This is a genomic window from Longimycelium tulufanense, assembly GCF_014645795.1.
Lineage (GTDB): Bacteria > Actinomycetota > Actinomycetes > Mycobacteriales > Pseudonocardiaceae > Longimycelium > Longimycelium tulufanense.
In genome coordinates, this window is sequence record NZ_BMMK01000006.1 from 162,508 (window position 1) to 178,391 (window position 15,884).

General features: G+C 69.9%; 15 protein-coding genes. 8 read left to right on the plus strand and 7 right to left on the minus strand.

Features of this window, described 5'->3' with window-relative positions:
- The first annotated feature begins 283 nt into the window (after window positions 1–283).
- The 3 genes from IEY55_RS09115 to IEY55_RS09125 all read left to right on the plus strand — a co-directional run bounded on the left by IEY55_RS09115 (window position 284) and on the right by IEY55_RS09125 (window position 3,335).
- On the plus strand, window positions 284–1,462 hold the full coding sequence (locus IEY55_RS09115; RefSeq protein ID WP_229686208.1) for a lysylphosphatidylglycerol synthase transmembrane domain-containing protein: 1,179 nt from the start codon (window positions 284–286) through the stop codon (window positions 1,460–1,462).
- Window positions 1,459–2,178 (plus strand): DapH/DapD/GlmU-related protein, encoded by a 720-nt coding sequence (locus IEY55_RS09120; protein ID WP_189055980.1) that lies wholly within the window; start codon window positions 1,459–1,461, stop codon window positions 2,176–2,178. Before IEY55_RS09115 ends, IEY55_RS09120 begins: the two co-directional genes overlap by 4 nt.
- Window positions 2,179–2,342: 164 nt before the next feature.
- Window positions 2,343–3,335: a peptidoglycan recognition protein family protein gene (locus IEY55_RS09125; protein WP_189055981.1), complete on the plus strand. Its 993-nt coding sequence runs from the start codon at window positions 2,343–2,345 to the stop codon at window positions 3,333–3,335.
- Window positions 3,336–3,413: 78 nt separating this feature from the next.
- Here the strand turns inward: IEY55_RS09125 and IEY55_RS09130 are convergent, their stop codons facing one another.
- From IEY55_RS09130 to IEY55_RS09140, 3 genes are read right to left on the minus strand one after another with little or no spacing between them, the layout of a single operon-like run.
- Window positions 3,414–4,052, minus strand: coding sequence for an endonuclease (locus tag IEY55_RS09130; RefSeq protein ID WP_189055984.1), 639 nt, complete (start codon window positions 4,050–4,052; stop codon window positions 3,414–3,416).
- Window positions 4,030–4,881, minus strand: a complete 852-nt coding sequence (locus IEY55_RS09135) for an alpha/beta fold hydrolase (RefSeq protein WP_189055986.1) — start codon at window positions 4,879–4,881, stop codon at window positions 4,030–4,032. Before IEY55_RS09135 ends, IEY55_RS09130 begins: the two co-directional genes overlap by 23 nt.
- Window positions 4,878–5,753 (minus strand): LLM class flavin-dependent oxidoreductase, encoded by an 876-nt coding sequence (locus tag IEY55_RS09140; protein ID WP_189055988.1) that lies wholly within the window; start codon window positions 5,751–5,753, stop codon window positions 4,878–4,880. The genes IEY55_RS09135 and IEY55_RS09140 overlap by 4 nt, the downstream gene beginning before the upstream one ends.
- A 69-nt stretch (window positions 5,754–5,822) precedes the next feature.
- Here IEY55_RS09140 and IEY55_RS09145 point away from each other — a divergent pair, with 69 nt between their 5' ends.
- On the plus strand, window positions 5,823–6,647 hold the full coding sequence (locus IEY55_RS09145; protein ID WP_189055989.1) for a Cof-type HAD-IIB family hydrolase: 825 nt from the start codon (window positions 5,823–5,825) through the stop codon (window positions 6,645–6,647).
- 329 nt (window positions 6,648–6,976) lie between these two features.
- Complete coding sequence (locus IEY55_RS09150; protein WP_189055991.1) at window positions 6,977–7,570, plus strand: hypothetical protein; 594 nt, start codon at window positions 6,977–6,979, stop codon at window positions 7,568–7,570.
- Between the two features lie 143 nt (window positions 7,571–7,713).
- Here IEY55_RS09150 and IEY55_RS09155 read toward each other — a convergent pair whose 3' ends face one another.
- Complete coding sequence (locus IEY55_RS09155; protein WP_229686209.1) at window positions 7,714–7,947, minus strand: DUF2795 domain-containing protein; 234 nt, start codon at window positions 7,945–7,947, stop codon at window positions 7,714–7,716.
- Window positions 7,948–8,068: 121 nt separating this feature from the next.
- Entirely contained in the window at window positions 8,069–9,679 is a 1,611-nt protein-coding gene (locus tag IEY55_RS09160; protein WP_373289985.1) for a peptide chain release factor 3, read from the minus strand.
- A 390-nt stretch (window positions 9,680–10,069) separates the two neighbouring features.
- Between IEY55_RS09160 and IEY55_RS09165 the strand changes: the two genes are divergently transcribed.
- The 3 genes from IEY55_RS09165 to IEY55_RS09175 all read left to right on the plus strand — a co-directional run bounded on the left by IEY55_RS09165 (window position 10,070) and on the right by IEY55_RS09175 (window position 13,687).
- The gene (locus IEY55_RS09165; RefSeq protein WP_189056132.1) at window positions 10,070–10,438 is read left to right on the plus strand and encodes a MerR family transcriptional regulator; all 369 of its coding nucleotides are present in this window, start codon (window positions 10,070–10,072) and stop codon (window positions 10,436–10,438) included.
- Between the two features lie 719 nt (window positions 10,439–11,157).
- The gene (locus IEY55_RS09170) at window positions 11,158–12,654 is read left to right on the plus strand and encodes a SulP family inorganic anion transporter (protein ID WP_189055995.1); all 1,497 of its coding nucleotides are present in this window, start codon (window positions 11,158–11,160) and stop codon (window positions 12,652–12,654) included.
- Between the two features lie 97 nt (window positions 12,655–12,751).
- A complete protein-coding gene (locus tag IEY55_RS09175; RefSeq protein ID WP_189055997.1) occupies window positions 12,752–13,687 on the plus strand; it encodes an ADP-ribosylglycohydrolase family protein in 936 nt (311 codons plus the stop codon).
- A gap of 62 nt (window positions 13,688–13,749) precedes the next feature.
- Here the strand turns inward: IEY55_RS09175 and IEY55_RS09180 are convergent, their stop codons facing one another.
- Together IEY55_RS09180 and IEY55_RS32525 are read right to left on the minus strand one after the other, a co-directional pair.
- Window positions 13,750–15,330: an MFS transporter gene (locus tag IEY55_RS09180; protein ID WP_189055999.1), complete on the minus strand. Its 1,581-nt coding sequence runs from the start codon at window positions 15,328–15,330 to the stop codon at window positions 13,750–13,752.
- Window positions 15,327–15,875 carry a TetR family transcriptional regulator gene (locus tag IEY55_RS32525; protein ID WP_189056001.1) on the minus strand — a complete coding sequence of 183 codons (549 nt, stop codon included), beginning with the start codon at window positions 15,873–15,875 and terminating at the stop codon, window positions 15,327–15,329. The genes IEY55_RS09180 and IEY55_RS32525 overlap by 4 nt, the downstream gene beginning before the upstream one ends.
- Window positions 15,876–15,884: the final 9 nt, after the last annotated feature.

A 15,884-nucleotide genomic window follows, 5' to 3' on the forward strand; every position in this document is an offset into this window, starting at 1 on the left:
CCGACAGGGGTGGCCGGCGCGCGCCGGCACCGAACGATTCGCGCACGGTACGCGACCGATCGACCACGGAAGGTTAGTCAGTCGAGGCGACCTTCTCCGCAAGCTCCATCCGAACGGGCGACAATCGGGTCCTGTTTTCGCAGTTCATCGGGCATCTGGACCTGCTGCGGGCCGGTTTTGGGCCTCGGCTACATTGCCGAGCCCGGGACAACCGGCCTACGTCACCCCAGATCGCGTGCCTGTTGCGGTGGTTCGCGCCGGGGTGGCTGAAGCGGAGGATCCGTTGACGATCGAACAGGCAGTCCTGCCTCGGCCGGCGTACGGCCGCACCGCGCCCCCGGGCGCGGCCAGCCCGGTTTCCGGCGCACTCGCGGTCGTTCCGGCGTCAGGTGACCTCTCCACCGCCACCCCCGCACTCACCACGGAGGTAGCCGACTCGGGCACGGCGTCGGCGCGTGCCCGGGAAGCGGCCGACACGGTCGGGCCGGAGGGCGCCTCCGCCGGGAAGGCGGGTGTCCTGCTGCGACGCGGCCTGCTCGTCCTGGTCCTCGCCGGGGCGGCGTGGGCGCTGGTCGCCCACTGGCACCAGGTGTGGGCGACCGTGCTCGCCGTACCGGGCCCGGCGCTGGTCGCGAGCATGCTCGCGCTGCTCGCCGGCCTGGTCGCCGGCACCGTCAGCTGGCGGGTCGTGGTCGACGACCTGGGTGAGCCGGTGGGCACGTTCCGGGGTGCGCAGATCATGCTCGTCGGCCAGCTCGGCAAGTACGTGCCCGGCTCGGTGTGGGCCTACCTGCTGCAGATGGAGCTGGGCCGGGCGGTGGGGCTGCCCAGGGCGCGGATCTTCACCGCTTCGTTGCTGCACGTGGGTATCGGTGTGGTGGGCTCGCTGGTGCTCGGCCTGCTGGCCCTGCCCGTGGCGCTGACCGACCATCCCGAGACGCTCTGGCTTTTCCTGCTGCTCCCGGTGGGGCTGGCGGCGTTGCATCCGAGGGTGTTGAGCTGGGGTGCGTCGCGGGTGTTGCGGCTGCTCCGCCGATCCCCGCTCGAGCGTCCACTCCAGTGGCCAGTGGTGCTGCGCGCACTGGGCCTGGTCTTGTTGTCCTACACGCTGTTCGGGCTGCATCTGTGGTTGCTCGCCACGTCGCTGGGTGCGCGGGGATGGTCTGGGCTGACCGTGTGCATCGGCGCGATGGCGATGGGCTTGGTTGTGGGGATGTTCGCCTTCTTGCTGCCCTCCGGTTTGGGCGCGCGGGAGGCGGTTGTGGTCGCCGCGTTGCTGGCGAGCGGGATGTCGGTGGTCGAGGCGGGCGCGTTCGCGGCGTTGTCACGGATGATGTTCACCGTGGCTGACCTGGCCATGGCGGGCGGTGCCGCGTTGCTGGCGCGGTGGCGGGCGCCCGCTCCGGTTTCTTCCGTGCCCGCTTCTTCCGTTGCTGCCTCGCCGGTTCAGGGGACGGCGTGACGCAGGTTCACCCGAACGCGGTGGTCGGAGCCGGTGTCGAGTTGGGCGAGCGGGTCGTGGTAGGCCCGAACGCGGTGTTGTTCGGGCCGTGCCGGATCGGCGATGACTGCTGGATCGGCCCCGGATGCGTCATTGGCACACCGCCGGAACTGACGACCGCGCAACACGATGCGGGCTGGGAGGCGCGATCGGAGTGGGCGGGCGTGGAGATCGGCCCCCGGACCGTGGTGCGCGAGTTGAGCACGATTCATCAGGGCAGCTACCGCAGCACGCGGGTGGGTTCGGACTGCTGGCTCCTGAACCGTTGTTACGTCGCCCACGACTGCCTGGTTGACGATCGGGTCACCCTTTCCGCCGGCGTGAGCCTGGGTGGGCACGTGCGGGTCGGCGATCGCGTGAACGTGGGGATGAACGCGGTCGTGCACCAACGTCGTGTGGTTGGACCGGGGTCGATGGTGGGCATGGGTAGCGCGGTCACGCGGGACGTGCCGCCCTTTGCCAAGGTTTACGGCTCCCCGGCCCGGTTGCGGGGTGTGAACGTGGCGGGAATGGCCCGCGTCGGGATCGCGGAAGACGTGGTTCGGCTGCTCTCGGCGGCGTATGCGGAGCCCGTGCTGCCCGATGCGGTGCCCAGCGTTCTTACCAGAGCTTTTGCCTGGTGGTCCGCGGCGGAGCCCAGCCGGCCGCTGGTGTCTGCGACAGCAACCGCCGAATGACATCCGTGCAATTACGTCTACTACTCTTCGCATTCAATTCCGGAGAGTAGTCGGTTTTTACCCTACGTCACCTTTCGTGGTGCGAGTGCGTACCGTTCGAAGCACAATTTCCGCACCCTCCGTGGGTATGTCCGTTCACACACCGGACCTGCGGGAGGTGCCTGATGCGACCGATGTTCGTGGTTCTTCGGGTACTTGCGGCGGTGCTCCTGCTGACCACGGCGTCCGCAGCGCACGCACCTGGTCGCGTGGATCGTTCTGTCTCCCCCCTGCGCACGCTCGACGTTGGGCTGGTCGAGCGGAACGGCGCTGAGGTCGGCGACGGTCGGCAGTTCTCGATGGTGGGGCTGCGGTGGCCGGGGCAGCGGCCCCCGGGGTTGCGGATCCGTGCCGGGTCCCCAGGACAGGGGTGGACGCGCTGGTTCGAGATCGAGCCCGATGAAGGGCATCCGGCGAGTGAGCCGGTGTGGACCGGTTCGGCGACCAGACTCCAGGTCAGGGCGGACATGGCGGTTTCGGGCCGGCTTTCGGCGGTGCTCATCGATCCCGGGCGGCTTCTCCGGGACGTTTCGCCGCGGAAGAACGACGCCGGTGTGATCACGCGGGAGGAGTGGGGTGCCGACGAGAGCCTGATGTGTTGGGAGCCGGAGTATGCGGACAACGTTTACGCGGCGACCGTGCACCACTCGGCGGGCACCAACGACTACTCGCCCGAGGAAGCGCCTCAACTCGTGCGCGCGATCTACCTTTATCACGTGCAGGCGCTTGGTTGGTGCGACATCGGATACCACGCGTTGGTCGACAGGTACGGCAGGGTCTACGAGGGACGCTTTGGTGGGTTGGACACGGCAGTGTGGGGCGCGCACGCGCTGAACTTCAACGAGGGCACCACCGGTGTCTCGCTGATTGGCGATCACCGTGGGACTCCTCCGACTCCTGCGGCACTGGAGGCATTGGCCTCATTCCTCGCGTGGAAGTTCCCGATCCACGGTGTGGACCCGCGTGGCACGGTCGGACTTCCGCCGCGTTTTCCACAGTTGACGTTGCACACGGTGTTCGCCCATCGCGACGTCAACCCGACCGAGTGTCCGGGTGATGGCGGCTACCGTCACCTCCACTGGCTACGACACCGCATCGCAGAGCTGATGCCAGGCTGAACATGTGCCTTGCCTCGCAACAACTTCCGATGCTGCGTTCGGGAGTACCCTGGCGAAACTTGTTTCGCTACAAGGCGATCAACTTGCGATCTTCAGCTCTTCGCTGAGGTGCTTGTCCAGCGTCGTGCGGACGAGCGCCGCAGCCAGGGAGGCGATCTCGCTGTCGTCCACGAGCTTGGCGAGCTTCTCGGGATCACGAGGTAGCCCGAGACGGGCGGCGGCTTCGAGGGCCCGCTTGTCGAAGTAGGGCTGCACTTCGGGCCATACCGCCTGCACCTCCCGACAGAAGATGTCGGCTCCGACGTCCCCGATGCGGGGCATCTTCTTCAGCAGGCGCCGCAGCTCCCGCACGTCGCCGCCGGCTGCTTCCCGCATCTTGCGCAGGTCGCCGTCGTAGACGTCGAGCACCATCTGCGCGCCGGACGCGAGCCGGGTGGAGGTGCTCTCGTCGTAGCGCACGTAGTGCGCGCGGCCGAGCGCGTGGACCCGCTCCCGCCAGGTGGCCTGTCGCATCTTCTTCGGGGTCGTCCAGCCGGACCCGAACAGCTCGCGTGCCGCGGCGACCGCGAGATCGGCCTTGATCCGGATGGACAGCAGCACGGTCAGCACCAGGAGCTGGTACAGCGGGGCGGGCTTGTCGGCGAGCCGGATGCCCGCCTCCTCGGCGTACGTCTGTCCCGCGTGTTTCAGCAGTTCACGAACCTTGTCCCCGGTCACGTCCGGGGAGTACCCGAGAGCGCCGGTCGTCACGCAGCCGGGCGCGGAGCAGGTTGACGTACGCCTCCGGGTGGCTCAGGTGTGGGGCGTGCCCCGCACCTTGCACCCGCGCCACGGCGGCGCCGGGCAGCTTCTCCCGCAACGCCGCGACCACGGCTCGGTAGGTGGGCGGGGTGGCGGTACCCGTCGTCACGGTTACCGGCACGCCCGAGCCCGCCAGGGCCGACGGGTCGACCGCGAGCCGGTCCGGGTCGCGGTGCTGGTCGAGCCAGGTGTGGGCGTTGGCGACCGCGGTGGCCCGAAGGTCGTCGTCGAACAGCTCCGCCCAGCTTCCGGGGCCGAAGCCGACGTGGTCGACGAAGGTTCGGGCGCCAGCCTCGGCGTCGCCGGCCTCGAGGAGATCTGCCGCCTGGCGCATCCACCGCCCTGCCTCGGCCCGCGTCCCTTCGTCGACCAGTGCGAACAGCGGTGGCTCGTGCACGAGGAGGCTGCGTGCGGCCGTGGGCCGGTGGGCGGCGGCCAGCAAGACGACCGAACCGCCGTAGGAGTGGCCAACGAGGTGGGCCGAGCCGCCGGCCAGCTCGTCGACCACCGTCAGCAGGTCCGCGGCGTCCTCGCGGATCGATCCCTGCCCGGGCGGCGCGCTGCTGCGCGAGTGGCCCCGCCGGTCGTAGCGGATGACGGTGTGCGTCTCGGCCAGGGCCGGGGCCACGGCATCCCAGCTCCGGTGGTTGTCCCCCGACCCGTGCACCAACACCACGGCGGGCCCGGAGCCGGCCCGTTCCCAGGCCAGCTCCGCCCCGCCAACCCGTAGCCGGCCGGCCGTCACCGCAGCGCCGGGATGATGTCGGCGGCCACCTTCTCGAGCACCCGCTCGTCGGCCGCGTGGACCCCTTCCGGCCGGGGCCAGTGGACGTAGACGTCGGTGAAGCCCAGCCCGGCCGCCCGCCCGGCCGCCTCGGCGAAGTGTTCGACGCTGGCCAACGCCGGGCCCGCCGAGTCGAGGCCGAGGTAACGCTCCAGCTCGGACGGGTCACGGCCGTGGGCGACCAGCACGTCGTCGAGCCGGGCGGAGAGCTGGGCGACGCCGCGCCACCACTTCTCGGTGTCGTCCCGCTCGGACGGGCCGACCGTCACCCATCCGGTTCCGAAGCGGGCGACCAGGCGCATGGTCTTCGGGCCGTTCGCGGCGATGACGAACGGCGGCCGCGGCTGCTGGACGCAGCCGGGCAGGGTCCGGGCGTCCGCCGCCCGGTAGTACTCACCCTGGTAGGTGACGTGGTCCTCGGTCAGCAGCCGGTCCAGCAACTCGACGAACTCGGCGAAGCGGGCCGCACGCTGGGCCGGGGGCAGCGGGTCGTGGCCGAGGATCGTGGCGTCGAAGCCCCCACCGCCGGCACCCACGCCCAGGGTGAACCGCCCGTTCGAGATGTCGTCGAGGCTCAGCAGCTCCCGGGCGTAGGCCACCGGGTGCCGGAAGTTGGGCGAGGTGACCATGGTGCCGAGCCGGATCCGCGAGGTGGCCAGCGCGGCCGCGGTCAGGGTGGGGACCGTGCCGAACCAGGGGCCATCGGCCAGCGAGCGCCAGGCCAGGTGGTCGTAGGTCCAGGCGTGGTCGAAGCCCAGTTCCTCGGCGTGGCGCCACCGGCGGGAGGCCGTGGACCAGCGCTGCTCGGGGAGGATCACGATACCGAAGCGCACGTGATCGGAACCTAGTCGTGCCCCTCACATCGGGCCGCATGATTTCCGCCGCACAGGCAGGATGGTGAGGTGGAGAAACCAGCGCTGGTTGCCTCGGACGTCGACGGCACGCTGCTCGATCCGATGGAGCGCGTCCGGCCCCGCACGGCGGCGGCCGTCCGGCGGGTGGCCGCGGCCGGGGTGCCGTTCGTGCTGGTCACGGGCAGGCCGCCGCGGTGGGTGCAGCCGGTGGCCCGGGGGGTCGGGGTGGGCGGCCTGGCGGTGTGTGCGAACGGCGCGGTGCTCTACGACGCGGCCGAGGACAGGGTGCTGAATGCGATCACCCTGGGGCCGGTGTTGCTCCAGGACGCCGCCCTGGCCCTGCGCGAGGCGATGCCCGGCTGCGCCTTCGCGGTCGAGCGGATCACGAACGGTGCGGGGCAGTTCCGGGCGGAGAACCGGTACCGGCACTTCCTGGCTGAGCCGGACTACGAGCACGCCTGGCCGGACGCCGATTCGGACGAGGCGCCGCCGGCCGAGGTGCTGGGGCATCCCGCGATCAAGTTGCTGGTGCGGCACCGGGACATGGTCAGCGTGGAGATGGCGGCCGTCGCCCGGGACACCCTGGGGTCGGCGGTGGACATCACCTTCTCGACCGGGGCCGGGCTGCTCGAGCTGTCGCCGCCCGGGGTGACCAAGGGGACCGGGCTGGCGGCCGTCGCCGGGCGGCTGGGCGTGCCCGCCGCCGACGTGGTGGCGTTCGGGGACATGCCGAACGACCTGGCGATGCTGGCCTGGGCGGGGCACGGGGTGGCGATGGCGAACGCGCATCCCGAGGTGCTCGCCGTCGCGGACGAGATCACCGGCCCGAACACCGAGGACGGCGTCGCCCAGGTCCTCGAACGCTGGTTCTAACCGGGTACTTCGGCGCTGTGGGACCTGTGTTCCTCGAACGCCGGTCCTGGACCGGCTCGCCCTTCCGACCAGCCCAGCACATCAGCCGCGAGAGCGCACGACACTCGTTCGCACACCGGGACTGTCCAACCCTGCACCTGAGTCAGCGTCGGCGGTACGCCGCCGGTCACGCCGAAGTCCCGTGCTTTCGCTTACTCCGGTTCCACCTCCCACGCCATAGCCAATGGTCGTTAGGCATATCTCACCCGGGCGGGCCTGTACGAGATCAACAGAGCCCGAGAAAGATCCACTTCCGGTCCGGCCATCGAGAAGGGATCTGTATGTCGGGTATGTCGAGATCTGTTCGCGCGATTACCGCCGGCGCTATCACGGCCGCGTTGTCGTTCTCCACCGCCGCCGGCGCCTTCGCGGCCGAGAGCTCATCACCACAAAACGGCCCCAACGCGGCGTCGGCCGCCAGCGCGCAGCAACCCAAGCTCGCCTTCTCCCAGCTCACCAGTACCGTGACCGAGCGCGTGCACGCGCAGTACCCCGGTGCATCGCTGCTGGAAGTCCGGGCGAAAACCCCGGGTGGAGGTGTTCAGTCGATCTCCACCTGGAACTTCGTCTACACGGCGGTCAAGGACAACCGGCAGGTCACGGTCCTGGTGGATGCTTCGGTGGGCGGCGAGGTTCAACCATTCACCGTGGTGCCGCACCCGTGGCTGGGCGACCGAGTCCTCACCATGCCCATCGGCATGGAGCCCCAGCAGGCGGACAAGCTCCTGAAGAAGGCCGGCTACACCGCCCCGTACAAGTCCGTCGTTCTTCGTCACCCGTTGACGTGGCCGGTGATCGAAAACCCGCTGTTCATTTTCAATCCTGGTGCCGACGGTTTTGTCGGGGTCGACGTCAAGACCGGTGAGGTCAAGCCCCTCCGGTAGTCGCACACCTGACATTTCCTGGGTGCAACGGACCCTGGGGTGGGCGCTCGAAGCGTGCCCACCCCGGAACCGTTTCACGCGATCACGGCCCCGGCGTGGGAAGGCCACGCCCGGGAGTGATCGCGCGCCTGACGCGGCTGCGGTCAGTCCTCGACGTCGACCGGGATGTCGCCGAGGTACTCCCACAGGTCACGCAGGGAGTGGTAGGTGCGTGCGGGCAGTCGCCGCAGGGTCTGCAGGACCTCCGGGCGGGCGTGCGCGTCATCCGCAGCGGCAACGAGGTCCGCGGCAGTGACGGGCGAGGCGACAAAAGCGCCCCCGATTGCATCAACGATCTCGATCCGAGTCACCGGCGTGGTGAGGTTCGGGTTCGCCACGAGCCCGACTCTAATCTGACGCGGCGGTAGGGTTGCACCGACAGGCCGAAACAGGGTCGAACGTCACTGCGTCCTGCCGGCCTTTCCGCGCGAAACCCGGGCCCGGGCACGATTACCCGACCTACTCGGTACCGGCGATCAGGGGCTCGACCGCGAGGTCGGGGTACTGGCGCTGGGCCACGTTGAGCGCGACCCGGTCGGTGAACAACGCCAGCTCGACACCGTCGCTGCGGCTCAGGACCTCGCTGCGGCCCGCGCTGTTGACCAGGTTCCGGTGCATGGGGTCGGTCAGCCGCCGCACCACGGTGTAGGGAAGGTGTTCCAGCCGCACCGGGCAGGAGAACTCGGCTTCCAGCCGGTGCGCGGCGACCTCGAACTGCATCGGCCCGACCGCGGCGAACACCGGCGCCCCGTCACCCCGCCGGTCCGAGCGCAGCACCTGGATCACGCCTTCCTGCTCCAACTGCGCCACGCCCTTGCGGAACTGCTTGGAGCGGCTGAGCTCGGCGGCGCGGGCCACCGCGAAGTGCGCCGGCGCGAAGCTGGGTAGCCCGGGGAACCGCACCGCTGGCTTCCCGTCGTGCAGGGTGTCGCCCACGCGCAGCGCGGTGGCGTTGACCAGACCGATCACATCACCGGGAAACGCCACGTCCAGCGTGCTCCGCTGCTGTCCGAAGACCTGCTGCGCGTACTTGGTGGCGAACGGCCGTCCCGTGGCCGCGTTGGTCACGACCATCCCGCGCTCGAACACTCCCGAACAGACCCTGGCGAACGCCACCCGGTCCCGGTGCGCGGGATCCATCCCGGTCTGCACCTTGAACACGAACGCGGAGAACGGCGCGTCCAGCGCACGCGGGCGCTCGTCCACGTCGTGCCGCGCCGCCGGCCGCGGCGCCAGCTCCACCAGCAGATCCAACAGGTGGCGGACGCCGAAGTTCAGCACCGCGGCGCCGAAGAGCACCGGCGTCGCCTTGGCGGTCAGGAACTGGTCGGGGTCGAACTCGCCGCCGGATGCCGCCATCAGCTCGGCTTCCTCGCACGCCCGGAGCCAGTCCGCGTCCTCCTCGGCCGCGGCCCGCTCGGCGCCGATGCGCTCCTCGGGTGCGATGGTGGCGCCACCGGCGGTGCGGTGGTAGCGGATCAGCTCGCCGGTCCGGCGGTCGAGCACGCCACGGAAGTGCCCGGAGTCCCCTACCGGCCAGGTCAGTGGCATGGGCTGCAGCCCGATCCGCTCCAGAAGCTCGTCACACAGCTCCAGGGCGTCGCGACCCGGGCGGTCCCACTTGTTGATGAAGGTGATGACCGGGATGTTGCGGTGCCGGCAGACGTCGAAGAGCTTCAGCGTCTGCGGCTCCAGGCCCTTGGCCGCGTCCAGCAACATCACGGCCGAGTCCACGGCGGACAGCACCCGGTAGGTGTCCTCGGAGAAGTCGGCGTGGCCCGGGGTGTCGAGCAGGTTGATCACCGCGTCGCCATAGGAGAACTGCAGTGCGGCGGAGGTGATCGAGATGCCCCGGGCGCGCTCCATGTCCATCCAGTCCGAGACCACGCCCCGGCGCCCGGACTTGCCGTGTACCGCACCGGCCTCGGCGATCACCTGCGCGTGCAGGGCGAGCGCCTCGGTCAGCGTGGACTTGCCGGCGTCGGGGTGGCTGATCACCGCGAAGGTGCGGCGACGCGCGGCCTCCCGAACGACATCGGCGTTGGACGTGCTCGTGGCACCGGTGGTCATCGACATACGCAGGCTCGCCAGGATGGGGAACGGTTCTCGGACGCGAGGGGCTGGTCGGGGCAGGGCATGGAGCACGGACGAAGGGTCAGCCAACGGCACTGCCGGACCCTGGGACAACTCTACCCTTACGTCAGGGTAGTATGCCCCCGGGGTCGGCGCGGATGCGCCCCGGTCCCTCGTGACCCCGTTGCCAGACCGGGCGACCGGACGGCCAGCTACCGGGGTCCCCCTCTCAACCGGGGCCCGGCGGCCGGGTGCGACTACAAGGACGAGGTCGCCGCGCCCGGCCTGGGTCACAATGGCGGTTCCCCTGTCCGACCCACCGGTTGTCACCGGGGTGGGACGGGGATGGCCGGGTGCTGTGACGAAAGGATTCTCGTGGGCGGGCGGATGCAGATCGGTGAGGTGGCCGAGCGGACCGGCCTGTCGCTGCGCACCATCCGCTACTACGAGGAGGTCGGCCTGGTCACGCCCAGCGCGCGCAGCCAGGGTGGGTTCCGCCTCTACACCGAGCCCGACGTGGCGCGGCTGAACCTGATCAAGCGGATGAAGCCGCTCGGGTTCCAGCTCGAGGAGATGCGGGAGCTGCTGACGATCCTGGACGCGTTGTCCGGCGCCGAGCAGGAACCGGAGCGAAACAAGCACCTGCGCCGGCTGGCCGAGTTCTGGTCCTCGGCCCAGGAGCGGGTGCAGCAGTTGCGGTCCCAGCTGCGGATCGCCGAGGACTTCGCGGCCACGCTGCGGTCGCATTTGCGCTGACTGATCACCACGCCGGCCGCACAGGTACTAGCGCGGGAAGTGTCGTCGGCGGAGGGGAACCGAGCCCGCAGCGGGGGCCGAGCCCGCCGGCGGGCGTAGTCCTCGGGCAATGTCCGCCGACTGCTGGCGCCTCGACACGGTGTCCTCGACTGTTGCCGGATCATGCTGGCGCCACCTGGTCGCCTGGCCGACCCCGATGACGCGACGGAGAGCTTTCTCACGCCCGGCCCGTTCGGCGTGAACTCAACCCTCGCGTCAGGTTAGAGTTCACCCGGTTGCGTCGGAGTGGCCGCGGCCGTGACGACGATCCCGATCGGTTGCGAACACTGGAGTAGCACGGAAGTCCTTTGTGGACTATCGGGATCGGTTCGAGTACAGACCCGTTGGCAGTGATCCGACACATGCGCGCCGCTGACCGCGGCGCCCGATGATCGCGGAGGAGGTTCGCAGGGCTCAGTACAACGCTCTGTTGGACTGTTCGGCTCCGGGCTTCGCTGCGCACCTTGCCACCGCGTAGCGATGCTCGCTTCGCCCGTCACCTCGCGGTGTCGAAACCTGTTTTCCGCACAATCCCACGCCCTGCCGCACCCAACACAAAACTTGCCGGCAACGGCGCCGGCCCATGACCCGCGCCCGATGCCGGGCGCGGGTGGAACACGCCTTGCCCTGCCCGCCCCGCGCGAGCCCCCGTGGTCCCACGCGCCCGAACTGAGGTAACGATGTCGTCCCGCACCGCCACCACGCGGCCGCCCGTGCCGTCCCGGATCCGGGCGAGCTGGTTTGCCAATCCCCGCGCCGATCTGCTGTCCGGCCTGGTCGTCGCGCTGGCGTTGATCCCGGAGGCGTTGTCCTTCTCGATCATCGCCGGTGTCGACCCCAAGGTCGGCCTCTACGCCTCGTTTAGCATCGCGATCATCATCGCCTTCGCCGGTGGCCGGCCCGGCATGATCTCCGCCGCCACCGGGGCGATGGCGTTGGTGATGGTGCCGCTGGTCCGGGACCACGGTGTCCAATACCTGTTCGCCGCCACCATCGTCACCGGTGTCTTCCAGATCCTGTTCGGGCTGGTCGGCGTGCACAAGCTCATGCGGTTCGTGCCCCGCACCGTGATGGTCGGCTTCGTCAACGCGCTGGCGATCCTGCTGTTCGTCGCACAGATCCCGCACGTTCTCCGCGGCGGGTGGGCGACGGTCGGCATGGTCGCGCTGGGCCTGCTGATCATCTACCTGTTCCCGAAGCTCACCAAGCTCGTTCCCGCGCCGCTGGTGGCAATCGTGGTGATCACCGCACTGACGGTCGCCCTGCACGTCACTGTGCCGACCGTGGGCGGCATGGGTGAGCTGCCGAACGCACTGCCGGTGCTGGGCATCCCGGCGATACCCTTCACGCTCGAGACGCTGCAGATCGTCGCCCCCTACGCACTCACGCTCGCCCTGGTCGGCCTGCTGGAGTCGTTGATGACCGCTCAACTCATCGACGACCTCACCGACACCCCCTCCCGCAAGGGGATGGAGGTCCGCGGTCAGGGCATCGCCAACATCGCCACCGGCTTTCTCGGCGGGATGGCGGGCTGCGCGATGATCGGGCAGTCGATGATCAACATCAAGTCGGGTGGGCGGACGCGGCTCTCCACCCTGTCGGCCGGTGTGTTCCTGCTGATCCTGGTCCTGGTGCTCGGCCCGGTCGTCTCGGTGATCCCGATGGCCGCACTGGCCGCGGTCATGATCTTCGTCGCGATCAGCACCTTCGACTGGTCCAGCATCAAGCCCGCCACACTGCGCCGCACCCCCAGGAGCGAGACCGCGGTCGTACTGGTGACCGTCGCGATCGTGGTCGCCACGGACAACCTCGCCCTCGGCGTCATCGCCGGCGTGCTGCTGGCAGCGATCTTCTTCGCCCGCCGGGTCGCGCACCTCGCCGACGTGTCCAGCGTGCTCGATCCGGACGGCCGCATCCGCATCTACGCCGTCACCGGTGAGCTGTTCTTCGCTTCCAGCAACGAGCTCATGCACTGCTTCAACTACGGCGACGACGTCGACAAGGTGGTCATCGACCTCTCCGACGCCCACGTCTGGGACAGCTCGGCCGTGGCGACCCTCGACGCGGTAACGGCCAAGTTCGCCTCCCGCGGGATCGAGGCCGAGATCGTCGGGTTGAACCCGCACAGCGAGCAGCTGCACGCCAAGCTGTCCGGACAGCTCACCAGCACCCACTGAACGAGCACTGGGGTGGGGCGCCGGAGCAGGGCGGTGGCCCACCCCGGCCGTTCCGGTAGGCCAAAAACAACAGTTACGTCAGATTAGGTTGTGGGGTGTGGCTGTCACCCGCAACGACAAGTGCCGTGGGCTTCTGCTGGGAGCAGGACTCGGCGACGCCCTGGGCGCCCCCTTCGAGGGCCGATCCCGTGTCGGTTCCGCGACCCTCACCGCCGAGGAGGAGGCGCCCAGCAACCTCGTCCACACCGACGACACCGCACTCACCCTGGCGCTCGCCGAGCATCTGGCCGCCCGCCGGGCGGCGAACCCGCTCGACGACGCGATCGATGAGGACACCCTCGCCCAGCGGTTCGCCGAGGCATGGCGGCGGGAGCCGTGGCGCGGGTTCGGCGGCGGCATCATCGAGGTCTTCGGCCTCATCCACGAGGGCGTGCCGTGGCACAGGGCGAGCCGCGCCATCTTCGGCGGCGAGGGTTCGTTCGGGAACGGGGCCGCCATGCGGGTCGCACCGGTCGCCCTGGTCGGCAGGAGCCTCCAGCACACCGTCGAACTCGGCTATCGCAGCGCGGTGGTCAGCCACGCGCACCCCGACGCCCAGCACGGCGCCGCGCTCCAGGCCGCGGCCGCGTTTCTCGCGCTGTGCAGCGATCCGGCGACTCCGCTGGACAGCACACTGTTCCTCCAGGGTCTCGGCCAGGTCGTCCATGCGCCCGCATGGCAGGACAAGCTCGATCGCATCGCTGAGCTGCTGACCCGTCGCTCCACTCCGCAACACGCGGGAGCCATACTGGGCAACGGCGTCGCGGCGCTGGAATCGGTACCCACCGCCGTTCTGGCGTTTCTCCGCAACCCCGATGACTCCGCCGAGACGATCCGCTACGCCATCCACATCGGCGGAGACACCGACACGATCGCCAGCATGGCCGGGGCGCTCGCCGGTGCACGCAATGGCGCGAAAGCCTTGCCCACACGGTGGATTCGTCGTTTGGAGCCCACCGCGCGCCTCGTCGAGCTCGCCGATCGGCTCAGCTGAGTACCACGGCCGGGCAATTGGCCGGTTGCGAGCCGAGGCGTCATCAGTTCCCAGGTCGTGCACTACCGCCCGTCCGGCGCCAGGAGACCCCCGACGGGCGGTAGCTCGCGCCGACCCCGGATTCGGCGCGCGTTTTCCCGCCCACCGAGCAGGAAGTGCGTTGCGGTCGCGGCGATCAGCAGGACCACACCGGAGACCAACCCGGTCACCTGCATCCCTTCCACGAACGCGTTGCGGGCGGCGGAAAGCACCGCTTCGCCCATCTCGCCACCAATCTGGTGTGCGACGCGGGCCGCGTTGGCCAGCGAGTCGCTCACCGCTCCCACGGCGTCCTGCGGCGTGCCCGGCGGGAGCTCGAGCGAGGAGCGATAGGTACCGGCCAACACCGAACCCAGGACCGCGATCCCCAGCGCGGCCCCAAGCTCGTATGCCGTCTCCGACACCGCCGATGCCGCACCGGCCTTCTCCTTCGGGACGGCGGACAGCACCAGGTTCGCGGTCAGGGTCATCGCGAGCCCGGCACCCGCCCCGATCACCAGCAGGATCAACGCAATCCACGGGTAGGGGGTGTCGATCCGCAGGCCGACGATCGCCGCCAGTGCCACGCCGGACCACGCGGTTCCTCCGACGACCACCGCGCGCACGCTGGTTCGTGCCGCGGCAGCCCCAGCGAGGACACCCGCGATCATCGCGACGATCGACAACGGCAGTTCGCGAAGCCCAGCGCCCAGCGGCCCACTCCCTTGCACGATCTGGAAGAACTGGGACATGAAGAACGCAATCCCGGCCAGACCGGCGATCGACAGCCCGTTTGCGAGGACCGCGCCGCTGAAGCGCGGGTTGGCGAACAGCCTGACGTCGATCATCGGCCGCGCCAGCCGAAGCTGCCGGCTGGCGAACCCCATCAGGCAGGCGATTCCCGCCATCACGGCGAGCAGGACGCCGATGCTCAGCCCGCCGTGCGCGGTCTCCTTGATGGCGTAGACGACAGCGACCATGCCGACCATCGACAGCCCGACGCTCGGCATGTCCCAGCGTCCCGGGTTCGGGTCCTTCGACTCGGGCAGCACGAACGCGCCGACGAGCACGACGACCGCCATCACGGGCACGTTGATGAGAAAGACCGACCCCCACCAGAACCGCTCGAGCAGCGCGCCGCCCACCAACGGGCCGAGCGCGGCACCGCCGGTGGCCATCGCTCCCCACAACCCGACGGCGACCACTCGCTCGCGGTCATCCGGGAAGATGTTGCGGATCAACGACAACGTCGACGGCATGAGCGTCGCGCCCGCGACACCCAGCAGTGCCCGGGCCGCGATGAGCAGCGCGGGCATGGGCGCGTAGGCGGCGAGCAACGAGGCGAGCCCGAAACCGGTCGATCCGACCAGCAGCAACCGCTTCCGGCCGATCCGGTCGCCCACGGTGCCCATCGTGACGAGCAGGCCGGCCAGGACGAACGAGTAGATGTCGCCGATCCACAGCAGCTCGGTGTTGCTGGGGCCGAGTTCCTCGGTCAGGTGTGGCACCGCCAAGCCGAGCACGGTGGCGTCGACCGCGATCACGAGCGTGGCAAGTCCCAGGGCGGCCAGCGCCACCCAGCGTCCCGCACCGACCCGCGTCGGCGCCCGACTCGCGGTGATCATCCTTCCCCCCGTACTGCTCCGGTCAACAACAGCTCGGCCACCGCCCGCCGGGTCTCCCGGTCGGCCAGGCGACCGTCCAGCGCCGCCCACCCGGCGCCGATGAGCAACGCGCCGAGCGCGTCGGCCAGCCACTCCGCGGACATGTCCACCCGGAACCGACCGCGCTCCTGGCCGCGGCGGAACAACGCGACGAGCCGCTCACCCCAGTCCACCCAGCCCTCGTCCTGCTCGAAGACCTCCCACAGCTGGCTTTCCGAGCTCAACATCGCGTACAGGTCCGCGATCGGCAGCAGCTCCTCGACAACGCGGCGCACCGCGTCCGCCGGGTCACCCTCCTCGGGACGGGCCCGGTCCAGCGCGGCGAGCGCCTCCCGCAGCGCCATCCGGCACAGCTCCTCCACCAGCCGCTCCCGGCTCGGGATGATCCGGTGCAGGGTGGCGCGGCTGATGCCGGCGGCCGCCGCCACCTCGGCCATCGACGCGTTGGGGCGTCGGGGCAGCAGGTGCGCGGCGGCACGGAGGATCTCTTCCTTGCTGGCGGACATGAGACAACG